The organism is Streptomyces sp. NBC_00483 (genome assembly GCF_036013745.1).
GTDB lineage: Bacteria > Actinomycetota > Actinomycetes > Streptomycetales > Streptomycetaceae > Streptomyces.
The window spans coordinates 7,580,917-7,596,956 of sequence record NZ_CP107880.1 but is presented as its reverse complement, the minus strand read 5'-3'; the positions used below and the strand labels follow the sequence as shown (position 1 = coordinate 7,596,956).

Sequence of the window (16,040 nt, the reverse complement as noted above, 5' to 3'; positions counted from 1 at the left end):
CGGCGATTACGACGGCGTCGAATCCGGCCGCATCCGGAACTCGTAGCGCCGCGACAACGGCTCCCCCGCCGGAGCCACCGCCGCCCATACCTCGCCGAGCGTCTCCGCCCCCTCACGGAGGTCCGCCACCTCGAAGCCTTCGTCGAAGATCGCACGGGCCGCGCCCAAGTCACCCTCCGCACACAGGAGTTGCGCCTCGATCAAGCGGAAGCGCCCCCGCTCCCGCGTAGCCGGATGCAGCCGGTCCCACACACCCCGGGCCACCCTCACCCGCCCCACCGCAAGCAACGCCCCGATCGCCTCCCGCCCGAGGGCCCCGCACGCCGCAAGCCACCGCTCCCCCTCGTCGCGCCGCTCCGCGCACAGGTCGTCGAAGGCCTCGGCGTAGCGGTCCGCGGCGCGCTCCACGTTGCCGTCCGCCGCGTCGGCCACGGCGAGGCAGCGCAGGAACGGCCATTGCGAGGGCGCCAGTTCGAGCCCGCGCTCCCAACTGCGTACGGCCTGCGCCCGATCGCCCGCATGCCACTGCGCGATGCCCAGGTGGTACTCGGACTGCGGCCGGGCCGGCGCCGTCTCCAGCATGTCCCGCCAGGGCGGAGCAACCAGGGTGGGCCCGGGCGGCCCCACCCGGCGCTGCTCCGGCAGGTCACCGGACTCGAGCAGCTCGCGCCACGGCGCCTGCGCCTCACCGAGCGTCGACTCGTCGAACGGCGTCCCCGTCAACTTCAGCCCCGCACGCAGCACTTCGAGCGCACCCCACCCGGAGCCGACGGCGAGCCGCTCCCCCGGCTCCGTGTCCGCGCAGGCCCGCCACGCCTCGTACGCGGCGTCGACGTCGGCACGCGGAAGCGCGTCCTCGAGGCGCCGCTCCACCTCGTCGACCGCACGAGCCCAACTCCCGGTCGAGTGCACGGTTTCGGCGTCCGCCGACAGCGGCCCGTACGCCTCCAGCCAGCTGAACTCCCCGTCCGGTTCCAGGCGTACGTGCTCCAACTGCGTACGCGCGAGACCGGCCTGGATCTCCGAGTAGCCACCCGTGCCGGGCTCGGTCAGCCACTCCTGCCAGCGCCGCCCGCCCGTCCCCGCGCCCCACACGAACAGCTTCCGGCCCCGCAGCAGATCGGTCGACGTCTGCACCAGGCCCCGCCCGGCGTCGTCGAGCGCGGCGATCCAGCGGCGCCGCCCGTCCTCGACCTCGTAGAAGTAGTCGGCGGGGAACTCGCTGTTGAGCGGGTACGTGCGGTCCACTCCCCCGTGCTCCGGCACGGGCACCCGGCTCAGCGTCTGCTCGTACGCGAAGTACCAGGCCTCGTCGGCCGGCGCGAGCACCCGGTGCTCCTCGGGCACCGCGATGTTGGACCACCAGTAGGTGGGCGCGGGCTTCTCGTGCGGATTGCGGACGCGTACCCCTACGTACAGGAAGTCGGAGCCGTCCGGGAGCCACAGGTCGACCTGGAAGGGGAGGTCGCGCAGCCGTTCCCACTCCCACAGGCGCAGCATGTCGCCACCGTCGGGGGCCGGCACGCGCGCGGCGTGCAATGGCGCGCAGGACAGGGCGGTGTGGCCGGTCGCGCCGATGTTCCACTCGATGCCGCCGGAGAACCAGGCGCCGTTGAGCGCGAAGTCGGCGGGCTGGAACACCGGGTTGCGGTAGAGGAGTTCGCGTTCGGTCGGCTTGTGGAACAGGGATGCGATGCGACCGCCGAGGCCCGGCAGCACCGTCACCCGCAGCCGGTCGTTCTCGATCACGATCGTGTCGAGGTCGACCGGCTCCCGGTCGCGCCCGTACCCGTCGCGGATCCGCTCGGGCAGCACGCTGCGCAGCGGCCGGTAGCCGACCTGCCGTGCCATGTCGAGCGGCATGTCGTCCTTGGCGCGCTCGTCGACCTCGTGCATCTCGTCGAGTGGCCGCAGCGGCGGCAACGGATTGTCCGGGCCCAGGGGCACGCCCGGCAGGGTCAGTACCGCACGGCGGATCTCGGTCACGTGTGCCTCCTGTCGCCAGGGGACGCCGCCCGCCCCGATCACCATCGAACAGGGTCCTGCGGGAGCTGACCAGGGTGTCCTCCGGTCAGGATTACGCAAAGCCGGGAAGGCGGCCGCGTCGGGCACCGCAATATTCCGTGGGCGTCCCGTCCGCATCGACGTACGCTGGCTCTTTCCTGCCTTCGCCGCGACGGGCCGGCAGGCCGACAGACCGGCAGGCAGTACGTACGCCCGAGGAGAACGCACCACCATGGCCGAGAGCCACACCTACCGCGTCATCGTCCGCGCCACCTTCGAGGCCCTCACCGACGCGGCGCGGGAGCGACTGCTCTCCGAGGTCGCCGAGCACGAGGGCATCGCCGGCATGAAGTTCGGCCCCGAGGGCTCGCTCGCGTACGACCGCACGCTCAAGCACTTCTCCATGCGCTACGTCGTCGAGTCCGACCCGGACGACGGCGAGGAGATGGCGGCGGCGCTCGCCGAGGAGAAGGCGGAGGCCTACCTGAAGGAGCGCGGATACGGGCACGGGGCGCTGCGCTCGACGGTGACCGACATGGACACCATGAAGGTCAACCGGAAGTCGCGCCGCTGACACCCGTCTCTAGGGCTGTCGCGTCATCTCGGCCGTGAGCGCCCAGCGTTCATGGTCGCGCCAGGCGCCGTCGATGAAGAGGAAGTCCGGCGAGAGCCCCTCCAGGCGGAAACCGGCCCGGCGGGCCAGCGCGATCGACGCCGTGTTGCCGGGCTGCACATTGATCTCCAGACGGTGCAGCCCGAGCGGGCCGAACGCCTGCCGGACGACGAGGTCGAGGCCCTCGGACATCAGCCCGCGCCCGGCCGCGTGCGCGAAGGCGCCGTAACCGAGGGCGCCGCAGCGGAAGGCGCCGTGCACCACGTTGTTGATGTTGATGAACCCGGCGAGGGCGCCGTTCTCGTCGCCGTCCCGCTCGTACACCAGGAACCCGTGCCGGGTCGGATCCTCGATGAGCCGCCCCGCGTACTCCGTGTAGGCCGTGTCTCCGGTCGGCGGGAACAGCCAGGGCCGGTGCAGTTCGACGCTCTCGCGCGCGCGGGACGTGAACTCGGCGACGTCGGCCGCGTCGAGGGAGTAGGGGCGGATACCCACGCGGTCACCCGTGGCGAGAAAGCCCGGAGCGGGGAGGTCGGGAGTGGGAAGGTCGGCCATCGGGCCAGCTTAAGAAGCGGTTGACCGGCCCCGACGCCGGGGTCCGCGATCACACCACCCTGCTCACTTCCGTCTGCCTCACTTGCGTCTGCGCGACACGAAGTAGCCACCGCAGATCGCACCGATGACCGCCGTGATCAGCAGCGCCAGGTACAGCGGCACGGTGACCTCGGGGATCAGCAGCCGGATCTTCACGTGCCGGGTGTTCTCGAAGATGAAGACCAGGCCGAGCACGGCCAGGACGATCACGCCGATCCTGGCCGGGGTGAACGCGCTGGAGCCGCCGCCACTCGAGGAGTTCGAAGCGCCCTTGGGGCTCATCGGTGGACCCTTCCGTCGTTCCCCCGGAGGCCGGTCGCCGCCTCCCCTGCCAAGGATGTCCGGGGAAGCGGCGCGAACGCACAGGTCAGGGGCCCGTACGGGTGACGGCCCCCGAGGTTACTGGGGCACCACGGGCAGCTGCACCGTCCCCGTGTCGTCCGGAGAGCTGGTGACGGTGACCGGCTTGACCCCCTTGTTGCCGCCGTACGCGTCGTCGCTCGCGGCGATCACGAACCGGATCCGGTGCCCCTTCTCGTAGCGGTGCACGATGCCGGGCAGGGAGACCGTGAAGGGGCGCGTGACGTCGGGCACGCGAACCGGGGCGACGAGCCGGTGCACCAGCGTCTTCGAGCCGTCGGGCGCCACGTCGTACAGCTTCGCGAAGAGCACCAGCTTGTCGGCCGCGTCGCCGGAGTTCTGGGTGCTCTCCGCCTTGGGCGAGATCACCTTGAGCGTCGCCTTCGGGGCGCCGACGACGTCGGTGGCGGCGGTCAGCGGCTCGGTGGTCCAGTCGAGGTGGGTGCCCTTTGTGTCGTACGGGGCGGGGTCGGGCAGACCGATGAGGCCGGCGAGCGAGGATTCGGAGTGGCTGGTCGGGACGAGCCAGTTGCGGTACTCGCGGCTGCCGCGGGCCACCTTCTTCCGGTTGTCGACGAGCTTTCCGTCGCCGGAGAGGTACAGCGTGCGGTTCAGCGCGGGGACGCTCGGCGCGGTCGCGTACGTCCCGTTCGGGTCGGTGATCCAGTCGCGGTAGTAGGCGAACGCGGGCCCGGTGTCGGTGCCGTCCTTCTTCTGCAGATACCGGTCGAACCAGGAGAGCACCCGCCGCCCGACGTAGCTGGTCTCCAGGTTCCCCTTGGAGAGGTTGAGTTCACCGGCGGCCGGGTCGGTGAGACCGCCGCTGTGGCCCCAGGACTGCCAGATCATCTTGGCGGGGGTGCCCTGGGCGGCGAGTGTGTCGTACGTCGAGCGGGCCTCGTTCAGGTTGAACAGCGAGTCCGCCTGCCCCTGCACGAGCAGTGTCGGCGCCTTCACCTGCTTCAGATACGACACCGGGGACACGCTGCGGGCGTAGGAGAGGAGCCGCTGGGTCTCGGCGGCCGGGTAGCGGCCGGAGTTGAGCGTGCGGATCGTGGCGCAGGCGTCGTCGACGAAGTGCAGACAGCTGAGCTTGTTGATCCGGGAGGGGTCGAGGGACGGGGAGAGCAGCGGCTGGCCCTCGCCGATGAGGTAGAACCCGTTCGTCCACTGCCATTTGAAGGCGCCGGGCACGTCGGCGGCCTCGGGGCCCTGCGCGTTCTGCGGGTCGAGGGAGTACGCGAGGTCGTTCCAGGTGATCAGCGGGACGAGCGCGTCGACGCGGTGGTCGACGGCGGCGGTGGCCATCTGGACGGCGCCGCCGTACGAGCCGCCGATCATGCCGACGCGCGGGTCGCCCTTCTTGTCGGCGGTCACGTAGTCGATCTTCGTGCCGCCGTCGGCGGCGCGGGTGCCTGCGAGGAGGTCGATGAGGGCGGAGGCGGCCTTGCCGTCGATGCGGGGGTCGTCGAGCGAGACCAGGCAGCCGGACTTGCCGAAGCCGAGGCCGGAGTAGGCGAGCGAGACGTAGCCGCGCTGGGCGAAGGCCTTGGCGCTCGCGTCGGTGGAGCCGTCCGACTTGCTGCCGCCGAAGCCGTTCGTGGTGAGCACGGCGGGGGCGGGGTGCGCGGCGTCGACGCCGGCGGGGCGGTAGAGGTCGGCGTCGACCGTGCAGCTGCGGCCGCCGGCGTCGACGGTGAGCTTCAGGGGTGTGACCGTGACTTCGGGGGCGGGGGCCGCGGGGGCGGCGGTGGCGGGTGTGGCCAGGGTGGCCGCGGCGATGACGGACAGGGCGGCGGCGAGCGTGATGCGGGATCTGAGCACGGCGACCTCCACGGTGCGGGTGCCTTACCGGCGGGTAGCGGTGAGCGCGGGGCCATCGTGTGGCACGTGTCATCAAGGAGCAATGACCGTGCCGGGTGAATCTGCGTGTTTGGGCGGAGATTCCGTGAAGTGGGTGATCGCCGTGGGGTGGAATGGGTTGCACCCCACGGGGCTCCGCCCCGGACCCCGCTGCTCAAACGCCGCAGGGGCTTAATTTTGCCCGCTCGCCACCTGGGGCACATCGGGTGGCCGCCACCGCCTTGGGCAATCTGCCGCCTTGGGCGGCAGGGTGGGCAAGGCGGCCCCCGGTGCCGCGTAACAGGTCCGGGGGCCCGGGCCACGGGTCAGGTCAGTGCGGGCACGTCCAGCGTCAATGTCCCGGCTTCGGCGTCCAGTTGACCCGCCACACCCAAGGGCAACGTCAACGACCCCTCGCAGTGGCCGAATCCGAAGTCCTCCGCCACCGGCACCCCGAGCCCGCCCAACCGGTCCGCGAACAGCGCGCGCAGCGGGTCGCAGTCCGACCAGGAGCCGAGGAGGATCCCGGTCACGCCGTCCAGCAGGCCCCCACGTAGGAGTTGGGTCAGGTAGCGGTCGATCCGGTACGCCTCCTCGCCCACGTCCTCCAGGCACAACAGCCCACCCCGCGCCGAGACCCTCGCCCCCGCCGCACCGAGATCCGCCGCGAGCAACGACAGACAGCCGCCCAGGGTGACACCCCGCGCCGTACCGGGCACAAGGACGCCGCGGCCCTCACCGGCGGAGATCACCCGCACCGTCTCCGGCTCGAACAGCGTCGCCCGCAGATGCTCCTGGGCCCGCGGGTTCTTGAGGAAGTCGGCCGTGGCGACCATCGGCCCGTGCAACGTGCTCACACCCAGCCGCACCGCGAACGCCTCGTGCAGCGCAGTGATGTCGCTGTAGCCGACGAACACCTTGGGCGGCGCCGCCCGCATCGCGTCCCAGTCGAGGAGGTCGACCATCCGCTGCGCACCGTAGCCGCCGCGGGCGCAGAGGACGGCGTCCACGTCCGGGTCGCACCAGGCCCGCTGGAGGTCGGCCGCTCGGTCGGCGTCCGTGCCGGCGAGGTAGTCGAACTCCTCGTGGGCGTCCAGGACATGAGGCGCCACGATCGGCTCCAGGTCCCAGCCGCGCAGGATGTCGAGGCCGGTCTGGAGCGCCTCCTCGGGGACCGGTCCGCTGGGCGCGACGACGGCGACCCGCGCGCCCGGAGCCAGCCGCTCCGGGCGGCGCAGTGGCCTCACTTGGTCAGCTCAAGGGTGGGGACGCCGGTCGCGTGGAGCCCGAACGCCTGGGCGTACAGGGAGAATTCCGCCTCCAGGGCGCGGACCATCGTGTCCGCCCGGCGGAACCCGTGGCCCTCGCCCTCGAAGGCGATGTACGCGTGCGGCACCCGCCGCCCCTCGCTCTCCACCCGCTCCAGGAACCGCTCGCACTGGACGGGCGGGCAGATCACGTCGTCGAGGCCCTGGAGGAGCAGGAACGGGGCCGAGAGGCGGTCGGCGTGCTCGGCCGGCGAGCGCTCCGCGTAGCGCGCGGGCACCTCGGCGAGCGGGCCGACGAGCGACTCCAGGTACTGGGACTCGAAGTCGTGGGTCTCCCCCTCGGCCCAGCCGGTGAGGTCGAGGATGGGGTAGATGATCGTGCCGCAGGCGTAGACGTCCGTGCTGGTCAGGGATGCCGCGCTGGTCCAGCCCCCGGCGCTGCCGCCACGGATGGCGAGCCGCTCGCGGTCGGCGGTGCCCTCCTCGGCGAGGGCGAGCGCGACGGCCGCGCAGTCCTCGACGTCGACCACGCCCCACTGCTCGCGCAGCCGGTTCCGGTACTCCCGCCCGTATCCGGTCGAGCCGCCGTAGTTGACCTCCGCGACGCCGATGCCGCGCGAGGTGAAGTAGGCGATCTCCAGGTCGAGTACGAGGGGTGCGTGGCTGGTGGGGCCGCCGTGCGCCCACACGACGTACGGCGGGAGCTCGTCGTCGGGGGCCACGTGGGTGGGGCTGTGCGGCGGGTAGATGTGGGCGTGGACGTCCCGCCCGTCGGGGCCGCCGAAGGTGCGGATCTGGGGTTCCGGGTAGTACGCGGGGTCGACCGGGTCGTCGTGCGCCGCGCCGATCACGCGCGTGTGCCCGGTGCCGGTGTCGAGCTCGACGACCTCGGGCGCGGTGCGCGGGCTCGCGGCGACGCCGACGACGCGGCTGCCGTGCACCGCGAGCGTGGCCGACCACGCCGTCCAGGGCCCGGCCGTGTCGACGACCTCGCCGGTCTCCGGGTCGAGGATGCCGAGCGCGGTGGCGCCGACGCCGTGCACGACGGCGATGAGCCCGGCCTCAAGCGGCTTGAACCAGCTCAGGCCGAGCTTCCACATCGGCCCGCCGAACTCCTCGTCGCGGGCGCACAAGGGCCGTTCCCTGGTGAGCAGGCCCGGCAGGGCTCCGGGCTCCTGCGGCCCACCCGGCGCGGGCGCCGACTGCACGTCGAGCCGGTACAGGTTCCACCAGCCGCTGCGGTCGCCCGAGTACAGGAGCCCACCGTCGAGCGCCCACTCGACCTGGCAGACGGACTCGTCGACGCCGCCCGCCACGGTCCGCGCCGGGCCGAAGGAGCCGTCGTCGGTGACCTCCGCGAGCAGCAGTTCCGTGCCGTCCCACGGCATCCGCGGGTGGTCCCATGCGATCCACGCGGCGCGCCGCCCGTCGGGCGAGAGCCGGGCGGTCGTGACGAACCGGTGGGCGTCGCCGGTGAGTTCACGCACGGCGGCCCGGTCCTCGGCCGCCGAACCGTCGAGCGGGACGGCCGCGACCAGGCGTCGCAGGTCGCCGGGGCCCTCACCGGTGAACTCCTCCAGAACGCACCACACTTCGCCGCGCTCGACGTGCAGCTGCGGGTCGACCCAGCGCAGTCCGCCGCCGAGATCCGAGACGGGGGTGAGCGGGCGCGGCTCGGCGCCGGGGGCGTCGGGTTCGTACGCGTACAGGCGCTGGTCGGTGAAGTTCACGAAGACCACGAGGGGGCCGCCCGCGGGGCGCTCGGCCCCGGTCCAGGGGCGGCCGCCGTACTCGATGACGCGGCTGCGCACGTTCCACGGCGCGGGGAGCACCGACCGCTCCGTGCCGTCGGCGAGACGGCGCACCAGGGCGCGGCGGCCGGCCTCGGTGGGCCGGGGTTCGGTCCACCAGGCCTCGGCGCCCACGAAGCCGACGTACTCGGGCTGCCCGTCGTGCGCCGCCGCCAGCGCGGCGTCGATCGGCGACGGCCAGGATCCGTACTCTCGGGTGTGCAGCATGTCGTCCCCGCCCCGCATTTGTCCGGTGGCCCCCATGTTCTTCGCGTCCGCCATCTTTTCCTAGTCCGTGTCCCTGCGGGTGTTTCTACTGATACGTGTGCGGGCGCTTCAGGCCGTGCGCAGGAATCTGTCGAGCACGCGTACCCCGAAGTGCAGCGCCTCCACCGGAACCCGCTCGTCCACGCCGTGGAACAGCGCCTGGTAGTCGAAGCCCTCGGGCAGCTTGAGCGGGGCGAAGCCGTAGCCGGTGATGCCGAGCCGGGAGAACTGCTTGGCGTCCGTGCCGCCCGACATGCAGTACGGGACGACGTGGCCCTCGGGCGCGAACTCCTCGACGGCCGCGCGCATCCGCGCGTACGTGGGCGAGCCGACCGGCGCCTGCAGCGCGACCTCGCGGTGGTGGTACTCCCAGTCGACGTCGGGCCCGGTGAGCCGGTCGAGGGTGGCCTTGAACTCGTCCTCGCCGCCCGCCAGATAGCGCCCGTCGACGTACGCCGCGGCCTCCCCCGGAATCACGTTGATCTTGTAACCGGCGGACAGCATCGTCGGGTTGGCGCTGTTGCGGACGGTCGGCTCCACCAGGTCGGCGGCCGGGCCCAGCGCCGCGAGCAGCGCGTCCACGTCGAAGTCCGGCGCGTCCACGTCGGCCCGGATGCCGTACAGCGCGGCCATCTCGGTCAGCGCGGCGCGCACCGTCGGCGTGAGCCGCACCGGCCACTCGTGCTCGTCGATACGGGCGACCGCGGCGGCGAGCCGGCCCACCGCGTTCGCCTTGTTGACCTTGGAGCCGTGGCCCGCCTTGCCGCGCGCGGTGAGCTTCAGCCAGCCGGTGCCGCGCTCCCCCGCCGCGATCGGGTACAGCTGCTTGCCGCTGCCGTCGTGGAAGGTGAAGGCGCCGGACTCGCTGATCCCTTCCGTACAGCCCTCGAAGAGACCGGGGTGCTGGTCGGCGAGGAAGCCGGAACCGTCCTCGGCGCTGGCCTCCTCGTCGGCGGTGAAGGCGATGACGATGTCGCGCCGGGGCCGGAATCCGACGCGAGCCCACTGGCGTACGGTCGCCAGGATCATCGCGTCCATGTTCTTCATGTCGACCGCGCCGCGGCCCCACACGACGCCGTCGCGCACCTCGCCGGAGAACGGATCCACGCTCCAGTCGGCCGCCTCGGCGGGCACGACGTCCAGGTGGCCGTGGACGAGCAGGGCGTCGGCGGTGGGGTCGGTGCCCTCGATGCGGGCGACGACATTGCCGCGGCCCGCGGTGCGCTCCAGGATCGTCGGCTTCAGGTTCGCCTCGGACAGCTTCTCTGCCGCGTACTCGGCGGCGGGCCGCTCCTGGCAGTCGCCCCCGCCGCGGTTCGTGGTGTCGATGCGGATCAACTCGGAGGTGAACGCGACGACCTCGTCCAGCGCCTGCCGGTCCACGCCCCCCAGGGTTGGCACGGTCTGCTCAGCCATACTGTTCCTCCACCGCGGCCGAGGCGATCGTGGTGACCGCCTTGAAGGTGCGGATGCCCTCGTACATGGTCTCGTGGGTGTACGCGATCCTGCGCTCGCCGATCTGCTGGACGCCCGGCACGACGGTCGACGCCATGGCGAGGTGCTCGGCGTCGAACTCCACCTGGATCGTGAACGGCCCGCCCCGCACCGGCTCGTGGCGCACCGCTATCGACGCGGCGTCCTTCGCGGCGGCCCGGATGTCGCCGGCGGTCCGCGCGGGGGTGCGGCAGACGGCCGCGTACCGGGAGACGTGGTCCTTGACGGCGACCTTGCGGGCCTCGGGCGCGTACCCGAGCGCGTCGTCGCACGCGTGGTCGTCGCCGGTGACGAGGACGACGGGCACCCCGTACTCGGCCACCACATGCGCGTTCAGCAGGCCTTCGCTCGCGCGCACATCGTTGACCCAGACGCCCGTGATCTGGTTCGCCAGGTAGGTGTGCGCGAGCACACCCTCCATGCCGGCGCCCGCGTGGTAGCCGATGAACGCGATGGCGTCGACGTCGCCGTGCTGGACGCCCTCCACCATGGACAGTGACTTGTGCCGCCCGGTGAGCATCTGCACCCGCTCGTCGAGCTGTTCGAGCAGCAGATTGCGCATCGTCCAGTGCGCCTCGTTGATCAGCACCTCGTCGGCGCCGCCGTCGAAGAAACCGAGCGCCGCCGCGTTCACATCCGACGTGAACATGGAACGGCAGCGCTCCCACTGCGGTGTGCCGGGGAGGACGTCCGCGGGCCACGTCACGCCCGTGGCACCCTCCATGTCGGCGCTGATGAGGATCTTCATGGCCAGAACGGTACGCGGATCCGGCCAGCACGCACCAGACCTGTGGATAACTCTCACTGGTGTATACCAATTTCCCACCCGTTGAGAGGAGTTCTCGCTCGTCAGCGCGTTGCGGCGGCACCCGGAATTAGTCTGACCGGCCCACCACCAGCCATGTCGAGGGCAGCTCGATGCGACCGCCGTCGGCCGAGAAATCCGTCGTCACGAGCGGCAGCTCCCCCGCGGCGAGCACCGAGAGGCCCGCCGCCGCCACGTACTCCGGCACCACCTCGTCGGAGACCTCGCCGGGCGCGATGCCGTGCGAGAACACCTCGCCCAGCTTGGGCGGCGGCCCTGCCGGTCCCGTCGCGAGCTCCTCCAGGATCGGCCGCGCCCGCTCCGACAGCTCGACCACGAAGCCGCGCCCGCGCTCGCCGACGAGCGCCGCGATCGCGTCGACGAGCAACTGCCGGTCGGTGGGCTCGCTCTGATGCAGCACGCCCCGCATATAGACGTTGACGTCGCCCAACTCGGCGTGCAGGGAGCCCATTTGGTCGTTGTCGGTGGCGTCGAGCTCCCGGTAGTCGGCCTGTCCCGCAGGATCGGCCTCGCGGGCCCGGCCGAGGGCGGCCGCCGACAGGTCGGCGCCGACGACTCTCGGATAGCGGTCGGCGAGGAAGCGGGTCTGCGTGCCGTTCCCGCAGCCGAGGTCAAGCATCGGCAGGTCCGGCGCCGCCAACTCCGGCTCGAAAAGGGCTAGATGAAGCCCCGCCGTGACAGCGGGCTCGGAGTCCCAGAAGACACCTCCCGGCTCGGGCGAGGCGTCCTCCCAGAAGCTCTCCCACGCTTCCTTGTAGCGCTCGCTCACGCTCATGGAGCCCTCCCCAGGGTGCGGCAGCCGAAGTGTCAGCTCGGTCTACCGCTCCGGGACACGCCCCACAAGAACGCCGTACGCACCTTCACCGAGACGACGCGGAAAGTTCGAACCACACGGTCTTTCCCGTCGCCGTGCGACTCGTGCCCCACGCGCGCGAGAGCCGCGCCACCACGCGAAGCCCCCTCCCGAACTCGTCGCCGGGCTCCACGCTGAGCAACGTCGGCAGCGCGTGCTCGGTGTCCTCGACCTCGCACAGCAGCGTCCTCGAGCGCACCAGGCGCAACTGCACAGGGCCGCCGCGCGCATGACGTACGGCATTGCTGACGAGTTCGCTCACGATCAGTTCCGCGGAGTCCGAGATCCCCGACAGGCGCCACCGCGCGAGCCGCTCGCGTACGAGACCACGCGCGCGTGGCACCTCGGCGGGCTCCGGGGCGAAGGTCCAGTGGGCGACGTCGTCCGCCTCGAACCCGTTGAGCCGCGCGAGCAGCAGGGCCACGTCGTCCTTGCGGCCGCCCCTCGTGGCCAGCGAGCGGATGATGGTGTCGCAGGCGTCGTCCATGGAGGCGGCCGGGTGGGCGGCGGACTCGCAGAGCGTCGCGAGCCCCACGCCGATGTCCTCGCCGCGCACCTCGACCAGGCCGTCCGTGCACATCACCAGGCGGTCGCCGGGCGCGACCGGGACCCGTACGGATTCGAACGGCACGCCGCCGACGCCGATCGGGGCGCCCGTGGGCAGTTCGAGCAGTTCACTGCCACCGTCGGCAGCGCGCACCAGAACGGGCGGGATGTGCCCGGCGTTGGCGAGGTGCAGCTCACCGACGATGGGGTCGTAGACGGCGTACAGGCACGTCGCCAGATAGTTGTCGCCGAGCCGCTGAGCCAAGTCGTCCAGATTGCGCAGGAGTTGAGCGGGTGGCAGGTCGAGCGCCGCCATGGTCTGCACGGCGGTCCTCAACTGCCCCATCATCGCCGCGGAGTTGAGCCCGTGCCCCATCACGTCACCGACGACGAGCGCGGTGCGCGCGCCCGGCAGCTTGATGGAGTCGAACCAGTCGCCGCCGACCCGCCCGAGCAGCGTGCCCGGCAGATAGCGGGTGGCGATGTCGCAGCCCGGCATGTGCGGCTCGATCTGCGGCAGCATGCTGTCCTGGAGCGTTTCGGCGACGGCCTCCTGGTAGGTGTACATGCGCGCGTTGTCGAGTACGAGGCCGGCCCGCGCGGCGAGTTCGGCGCCGGTCACGCGGTCCATGTCGTTGAAGACGGGCCGCTCCTGGTGCCGCAGCAGAATCATGAAACCGAGCACCACATTGCGCGCCTTCAGCGGCACCACCAGCATCGACCGGTGGTTGATCAGTGGCCGGATGTCGCGCTTCTCGAACTGCGACGCGATCGCGTTGCCCATCTCCTCCGAGATGTACGGCACGAGGACCGGGTCACCGCTGGTCATGCACTGGAAGAACGGGGTGTGCACCGGGAACGGCATGGACTCGCCGACCGGTACGACATCGTCCCAGCGGCCCGGCTCGTCGGTGTGCTCCAGGGCGACGCGGTGCCACATCGTGGTGGCGTCGGGCGCGCCCTCGGGAAAGCCCTCGCCCGCGACGACCTGCTCACGCAGATACGTGCCCGCCACATCGGTGAAGCGGGGCACGACCGCGCGGCTGACCTCGACGATGGTGCGGGACAGGTCGAGGGACGAACCTATGCGCCCGCTCACCTCATTGAGGAATTCGAGGCGGTCGCGCACGGCCGCGTATTCGAGGTCCTCCGCGGTGTCTGCGTCGTCGAGCGGTGCGCGGGGGGAGGGCACGCCCAGCGCGGTGGCGCGGGCGGCCTGCGCGCGGCGCGCCTTGCGTTCGGTACGCCGGGAGACGCCCCAGTCCGCGGTAACAGGAACCTGTTCATGCTGACTGAACTCGAGTACCGGATAACCGAGTTCGAGCACCTGCGACACGATCCGGGCGCTCTCGGCGACGCTCATGCTCGGCAGGATCTCGGGCAGCTTGCGGGCGAGTTCGTCGGCCGCGGGGAAGTCCGTGTGCAGCGCGAACGCGGGGGCTATCCGCTCGACCCCCGGCCCCTCGTCGCCGCCCAACTTCTGGGCGTCGGCGGCCAGCACGAGCAGCCGCTCGGGGCCCGGGCCCACCAGGGGGTACGCCCACCACAGGACGTCGATACGGTCGCGGGGCTCCGCGCTGGTGTCGAGGCGGGCGCGTCCCGCGGCCGGGTAGGACAGCTGGCCGCCGAGCGACTCCTCCAAGTCGTGCGGCGCGGGGCTCTCTTGCGGGAGTGCGCCGGAGACCGGCAGGAGGTCGGCGGCGGGGCGACCCACCGCGTCCTCCTTCGGCGGGCCGAAGAGGCGGCGGGCGCCGCTGCTCCAGTGCGAGACGCGGCCCGCGTGGTCGATCACCACGACGGCGAGCGGGACGCGGCCCTGCGGGGCTTGACCGGTGCCGTCCATCGCCGCGTTCCTTCCCTCCGGCGCGCCGGGGGTGCGCGCCGCCTCTTTCCACGGTACGGCTCCGCCGGTTGGCGGGTGGCTTCTTGCCGGTAATTACGTCATGGGCCTTGACGCCACGGGCCCCTGCGGCCCCGCGGGTCCACGGCCTCGGGGGTCAATCGGCGGCGGAGCTGATCGTGCCGAACCGGGGTTACGGCCTCGGGGCTCTGCCCCGGCCCCCGCGCCTCAATCGCCGGCGGGGCTGATTTCGCCGAACCGGCGTTACGGACACGGGGCTCCGCCCCGGACCCCGCGCCTCAATCGCCGACGGGGCTTGTTGTGCGCGGCCCCACGTGACTCACGGCCTGCTGTGTCCCACGCCACGGGGCTCTGCCCCGAACCCCGCGAGTCTCGTCCCAGAGGGGGGGCTTGAAATGCCCACCCGCCGCAGGGGTTTGGGGGCCCACCCGACACGGGGCTCGAGAGTGCCGTCGCCGCCTACGGACTTGAGGACCGCGACCGTCGTGGCGCTTGAGGAGCCTCCACCATCGTGGCGCTTGAGGAGCCTCCACCATCGTGGCGCTTGAGCGGCCTCCACCATCGTGGCGCTTGAGAGGCCGCGACCGCCGTGGGGCTTGAGGAGCCGCCCTCACCCTGGCGCTTGAGGGCCGACACCGCCGTGGGGCTTGAGGAGCCGCCCTCACCCTGGCGCTTGGGGGCCGACACCGTCGTGGCGCTTGAGGGGCCGCGACCGCCGTGAGGCTTGAGGGGCCGCCCTCGCCGTTACGCTTGAAATGCCCGCCGTTGGCGCGCCCATCTCCCACCCACCCGCCCCCTCCGGGGGCGTCGGCCCGACGGAGGCCGCGCCACGCCTTGGGCGAACCGCCAGCAGCCACGGCCCCCACCCGTGACGGCGAGGGGCGCCCCCGCCCTGGGCGATCCGGCGCAGGCACGGCTCCCCACCCGAGACGGTCGGCCACCACCGCCTTGGGCGATCCGGCGGCGGCCGCGGCTCCCCACCCGTTGGGGTCGACGCCACCCCCGCCTTGGGCAATCCACCGCAGGCACGGCTCCCCACCCGAGACGGTCGACCGTCGCCGCCTTGAGCAACCCGCTGGCAGCCACGGCTCCCCACCCGTTGCGGTCGACGCCACCCCCGCCTCGGGCAACCCGCCGCGAGCACGGCTCCCCACCCCAGGCGGTCGGCCGTCGCCGCCTCGGGCAATCTGCCGCGAACACGGCTCACCACCCGTTGCGGTCGACGCCACCACCGCCTCGGGCAACCCGCCGCAAGCACGGCTCCCCACCCGAGACGGTCGGCCACCACCGCCTCGGGCAACCCGCCGCGAACACGGCTCCCCACCCCAGGCCGTCGGCCGTCGCCGCCTCGGGCAATCTGCCGCGAACACGGCTCACCACCCGTTGCGGTCGACGCCACCACCGCCTCGGGCAACCCGCCGCAAGCACGGCTCCCCACCCGAGACGGTCGGCCACCACCGCCTCGGGCAACCCGCCGCGAACACGGCTCCCCACCCCAGGCCGTCGGCCGTCGCCGCCTCGGGCAATCTGCCGCCTGGGGCGGCAGGGTGGGCAAGGCGGCACCCCGGTGCAGCACACCCCTCACGGAAGGCCCCGCCCCGGCGCAGCAACCGGACCCCGGACGGGCCGAAGCCCCCGGAGGAGGCGGGCGGGAGGGAGATGAGCCAGCCGCGCCGCCTGGACAGGGCGGTGTCGCGCAGCGGAACCGGGGAGGTCGACCAC

11 protein-coding genes are annotated in these 16,040 nt (G+C 72.3%); 1 reads left to right on the top strand and 10 read right to left on the bottom strand.

The window, feature by feature from the left end; genetic code table 11:
* Nucleotides 1-6 precede the first annotated feature (6 nt).
* Nucleotides 7-1,986, bottom strand: coding sequence for a DUF5107 domain-containing protein (locus OHA73_RS33995; RefSeq protein ID WP_327656953.1), 1,980 nt, complete (start codon nt 1,984-1,986; stop codon nt 7-9).
* A 250-nt stretch (nt 1,987-2,236) separates the two neighbouring features.
* On the opposite strand from OHA73_RS33995, the gene OHA73_RS33990 reads away from it, so the two are divergent.
* On the top strand, nt 2,237-2,578 hold the full coding sequence (locus tag OHA73_RS33990) for a DUF6204 family protein (RefSeq protein WP_266715435.1): 342 nt from the start codon (nt 2,237-2,239) through the stop codon (nt 2,576-2,578).
* A gap of 9 nt (nt 2,579-2,587) precedes the next feature.
* On the opposite strand, the gene OHA73_RS33985 is transcribed toward OHA73_RS33990, so the two are convergent.
* The 9 genes from OHA73_RS33985 to OHA73_RS33945 all read right to left on the bottom strand — a co-directional run bounded on the left by OHA73_RS33985 (nt 2,588) and on the right by OHA73_RS33945 (nt 14,300).
* Complete coding sequence (locus OHA73_RS33985; protein ID WP_327656952.1) at nt 2,588-3,172, bottom strand: GNAT family N-acetyltransferase; 585 nt, start codon at nt 3,170-3,172, stop codon at nt 2,588-2,590.
* A 78-nt stretch (nt 3,173-3,250) separates the two neighbouring features.
* Nucleotides 3,251-3,493, bottom strand: coding sequence for a LapA family protein (locus OHA73_RS33980; protein ID WP_266715433.1), 243 nt, complete (start codon nt 3,491-3,493; stop codon nt 3,251-3,253).
* Between the two features lie 117 nt (nt 3,494-3,610).
* Nucleotides 3,611-5,380, bottom strand: a complete 1,770-nt coding sequence (locus OHA73_RS33975; protein WP_443063231.1) for a CocE/NonD family hydrolase — start codon at nt 5,378-5,380, stop codon at nt 3,611-3,613.
* A gap of 359 nt (nt 5,381-5,739) precedes the next feature.
* Complete coding sequence (locus OHA73_RS33970; RefSeq protein WP_327656950.1) at nt 5,740-6,660, bottom strand: S66 peptidase family protein; 921 nt, start codon at nt 6,658-6,660, stop codon at nt 5,740-5,742.
* Entirely contained in the window at nt 6,657-8,699 is a 2,043-nt protein-coding gene (locus OHA73_RS33965) for a prolyl oligopeptidase family serine peptidase (protein WP_327656949.1), read from the bottom strand. The genes OHA73_RS33970 and OHA73_RS33965 overlap by 4 nt, the downstream gene beginning before the upstream one ends.
* A 108-nt stretch (nt 8,700-8,807) precedes the next feature.
* Complete coding sequence (locus OHA73_RS33960) at nt 8,808-10,154, bottom strand: M20/M25/M40 family metallo-hydrolase (RefSeq protein WP_327656948.1); 1,347 nt, start codon at nt 10,152-10,154, stop codon at nt 8,808-8,810.
* On the bottom strand, nt 10,147-10,980 hold the full coding sequence (locus OHA73_RS33955) for a M55 family metallopeptidase (RefSeq protein WP_327656947.1): 834 nt from the start codon (nt 10,978-10,980) through the stop codon (nt 10,147-10,149). Before OHA73_RS33955 ends, OHA73_RS33960 begins: the two co-directional genes overlap by 8 nt.
* A 127-nt stretch (nt 10,981-11,107) precedes the next feature.
* Complete coding sequence (locus OHA73_RS33950) at nt 11,108-11,833, bottom strand: class I SAM-dependent methyltransferase (protein ID WP_266715427.1); 726 nt, start codon at nt 11,831-11,833, stop codon at nt 11,108-11,110.
* A gap of 85 nt (nt 11,834-11,918) precedes the next feature.
* Nucleotides 11,919-14,300 carry an ATP-binding SpoIIE family protein phosphatase gene (locus OHA73_RS33945; RefSeq protein ID WP_327656946.1) on the bottom strand — a complete coding sequence of 794 codons (2,382 nt, stop codon included), beginning with the start codon at nt 14,298-14,300 and terminating at the stop codon, nt 11,919-11,921.
* Between the last annotated feature and the right edge of the window lie 1,740 nt (nt 14,301-16,040).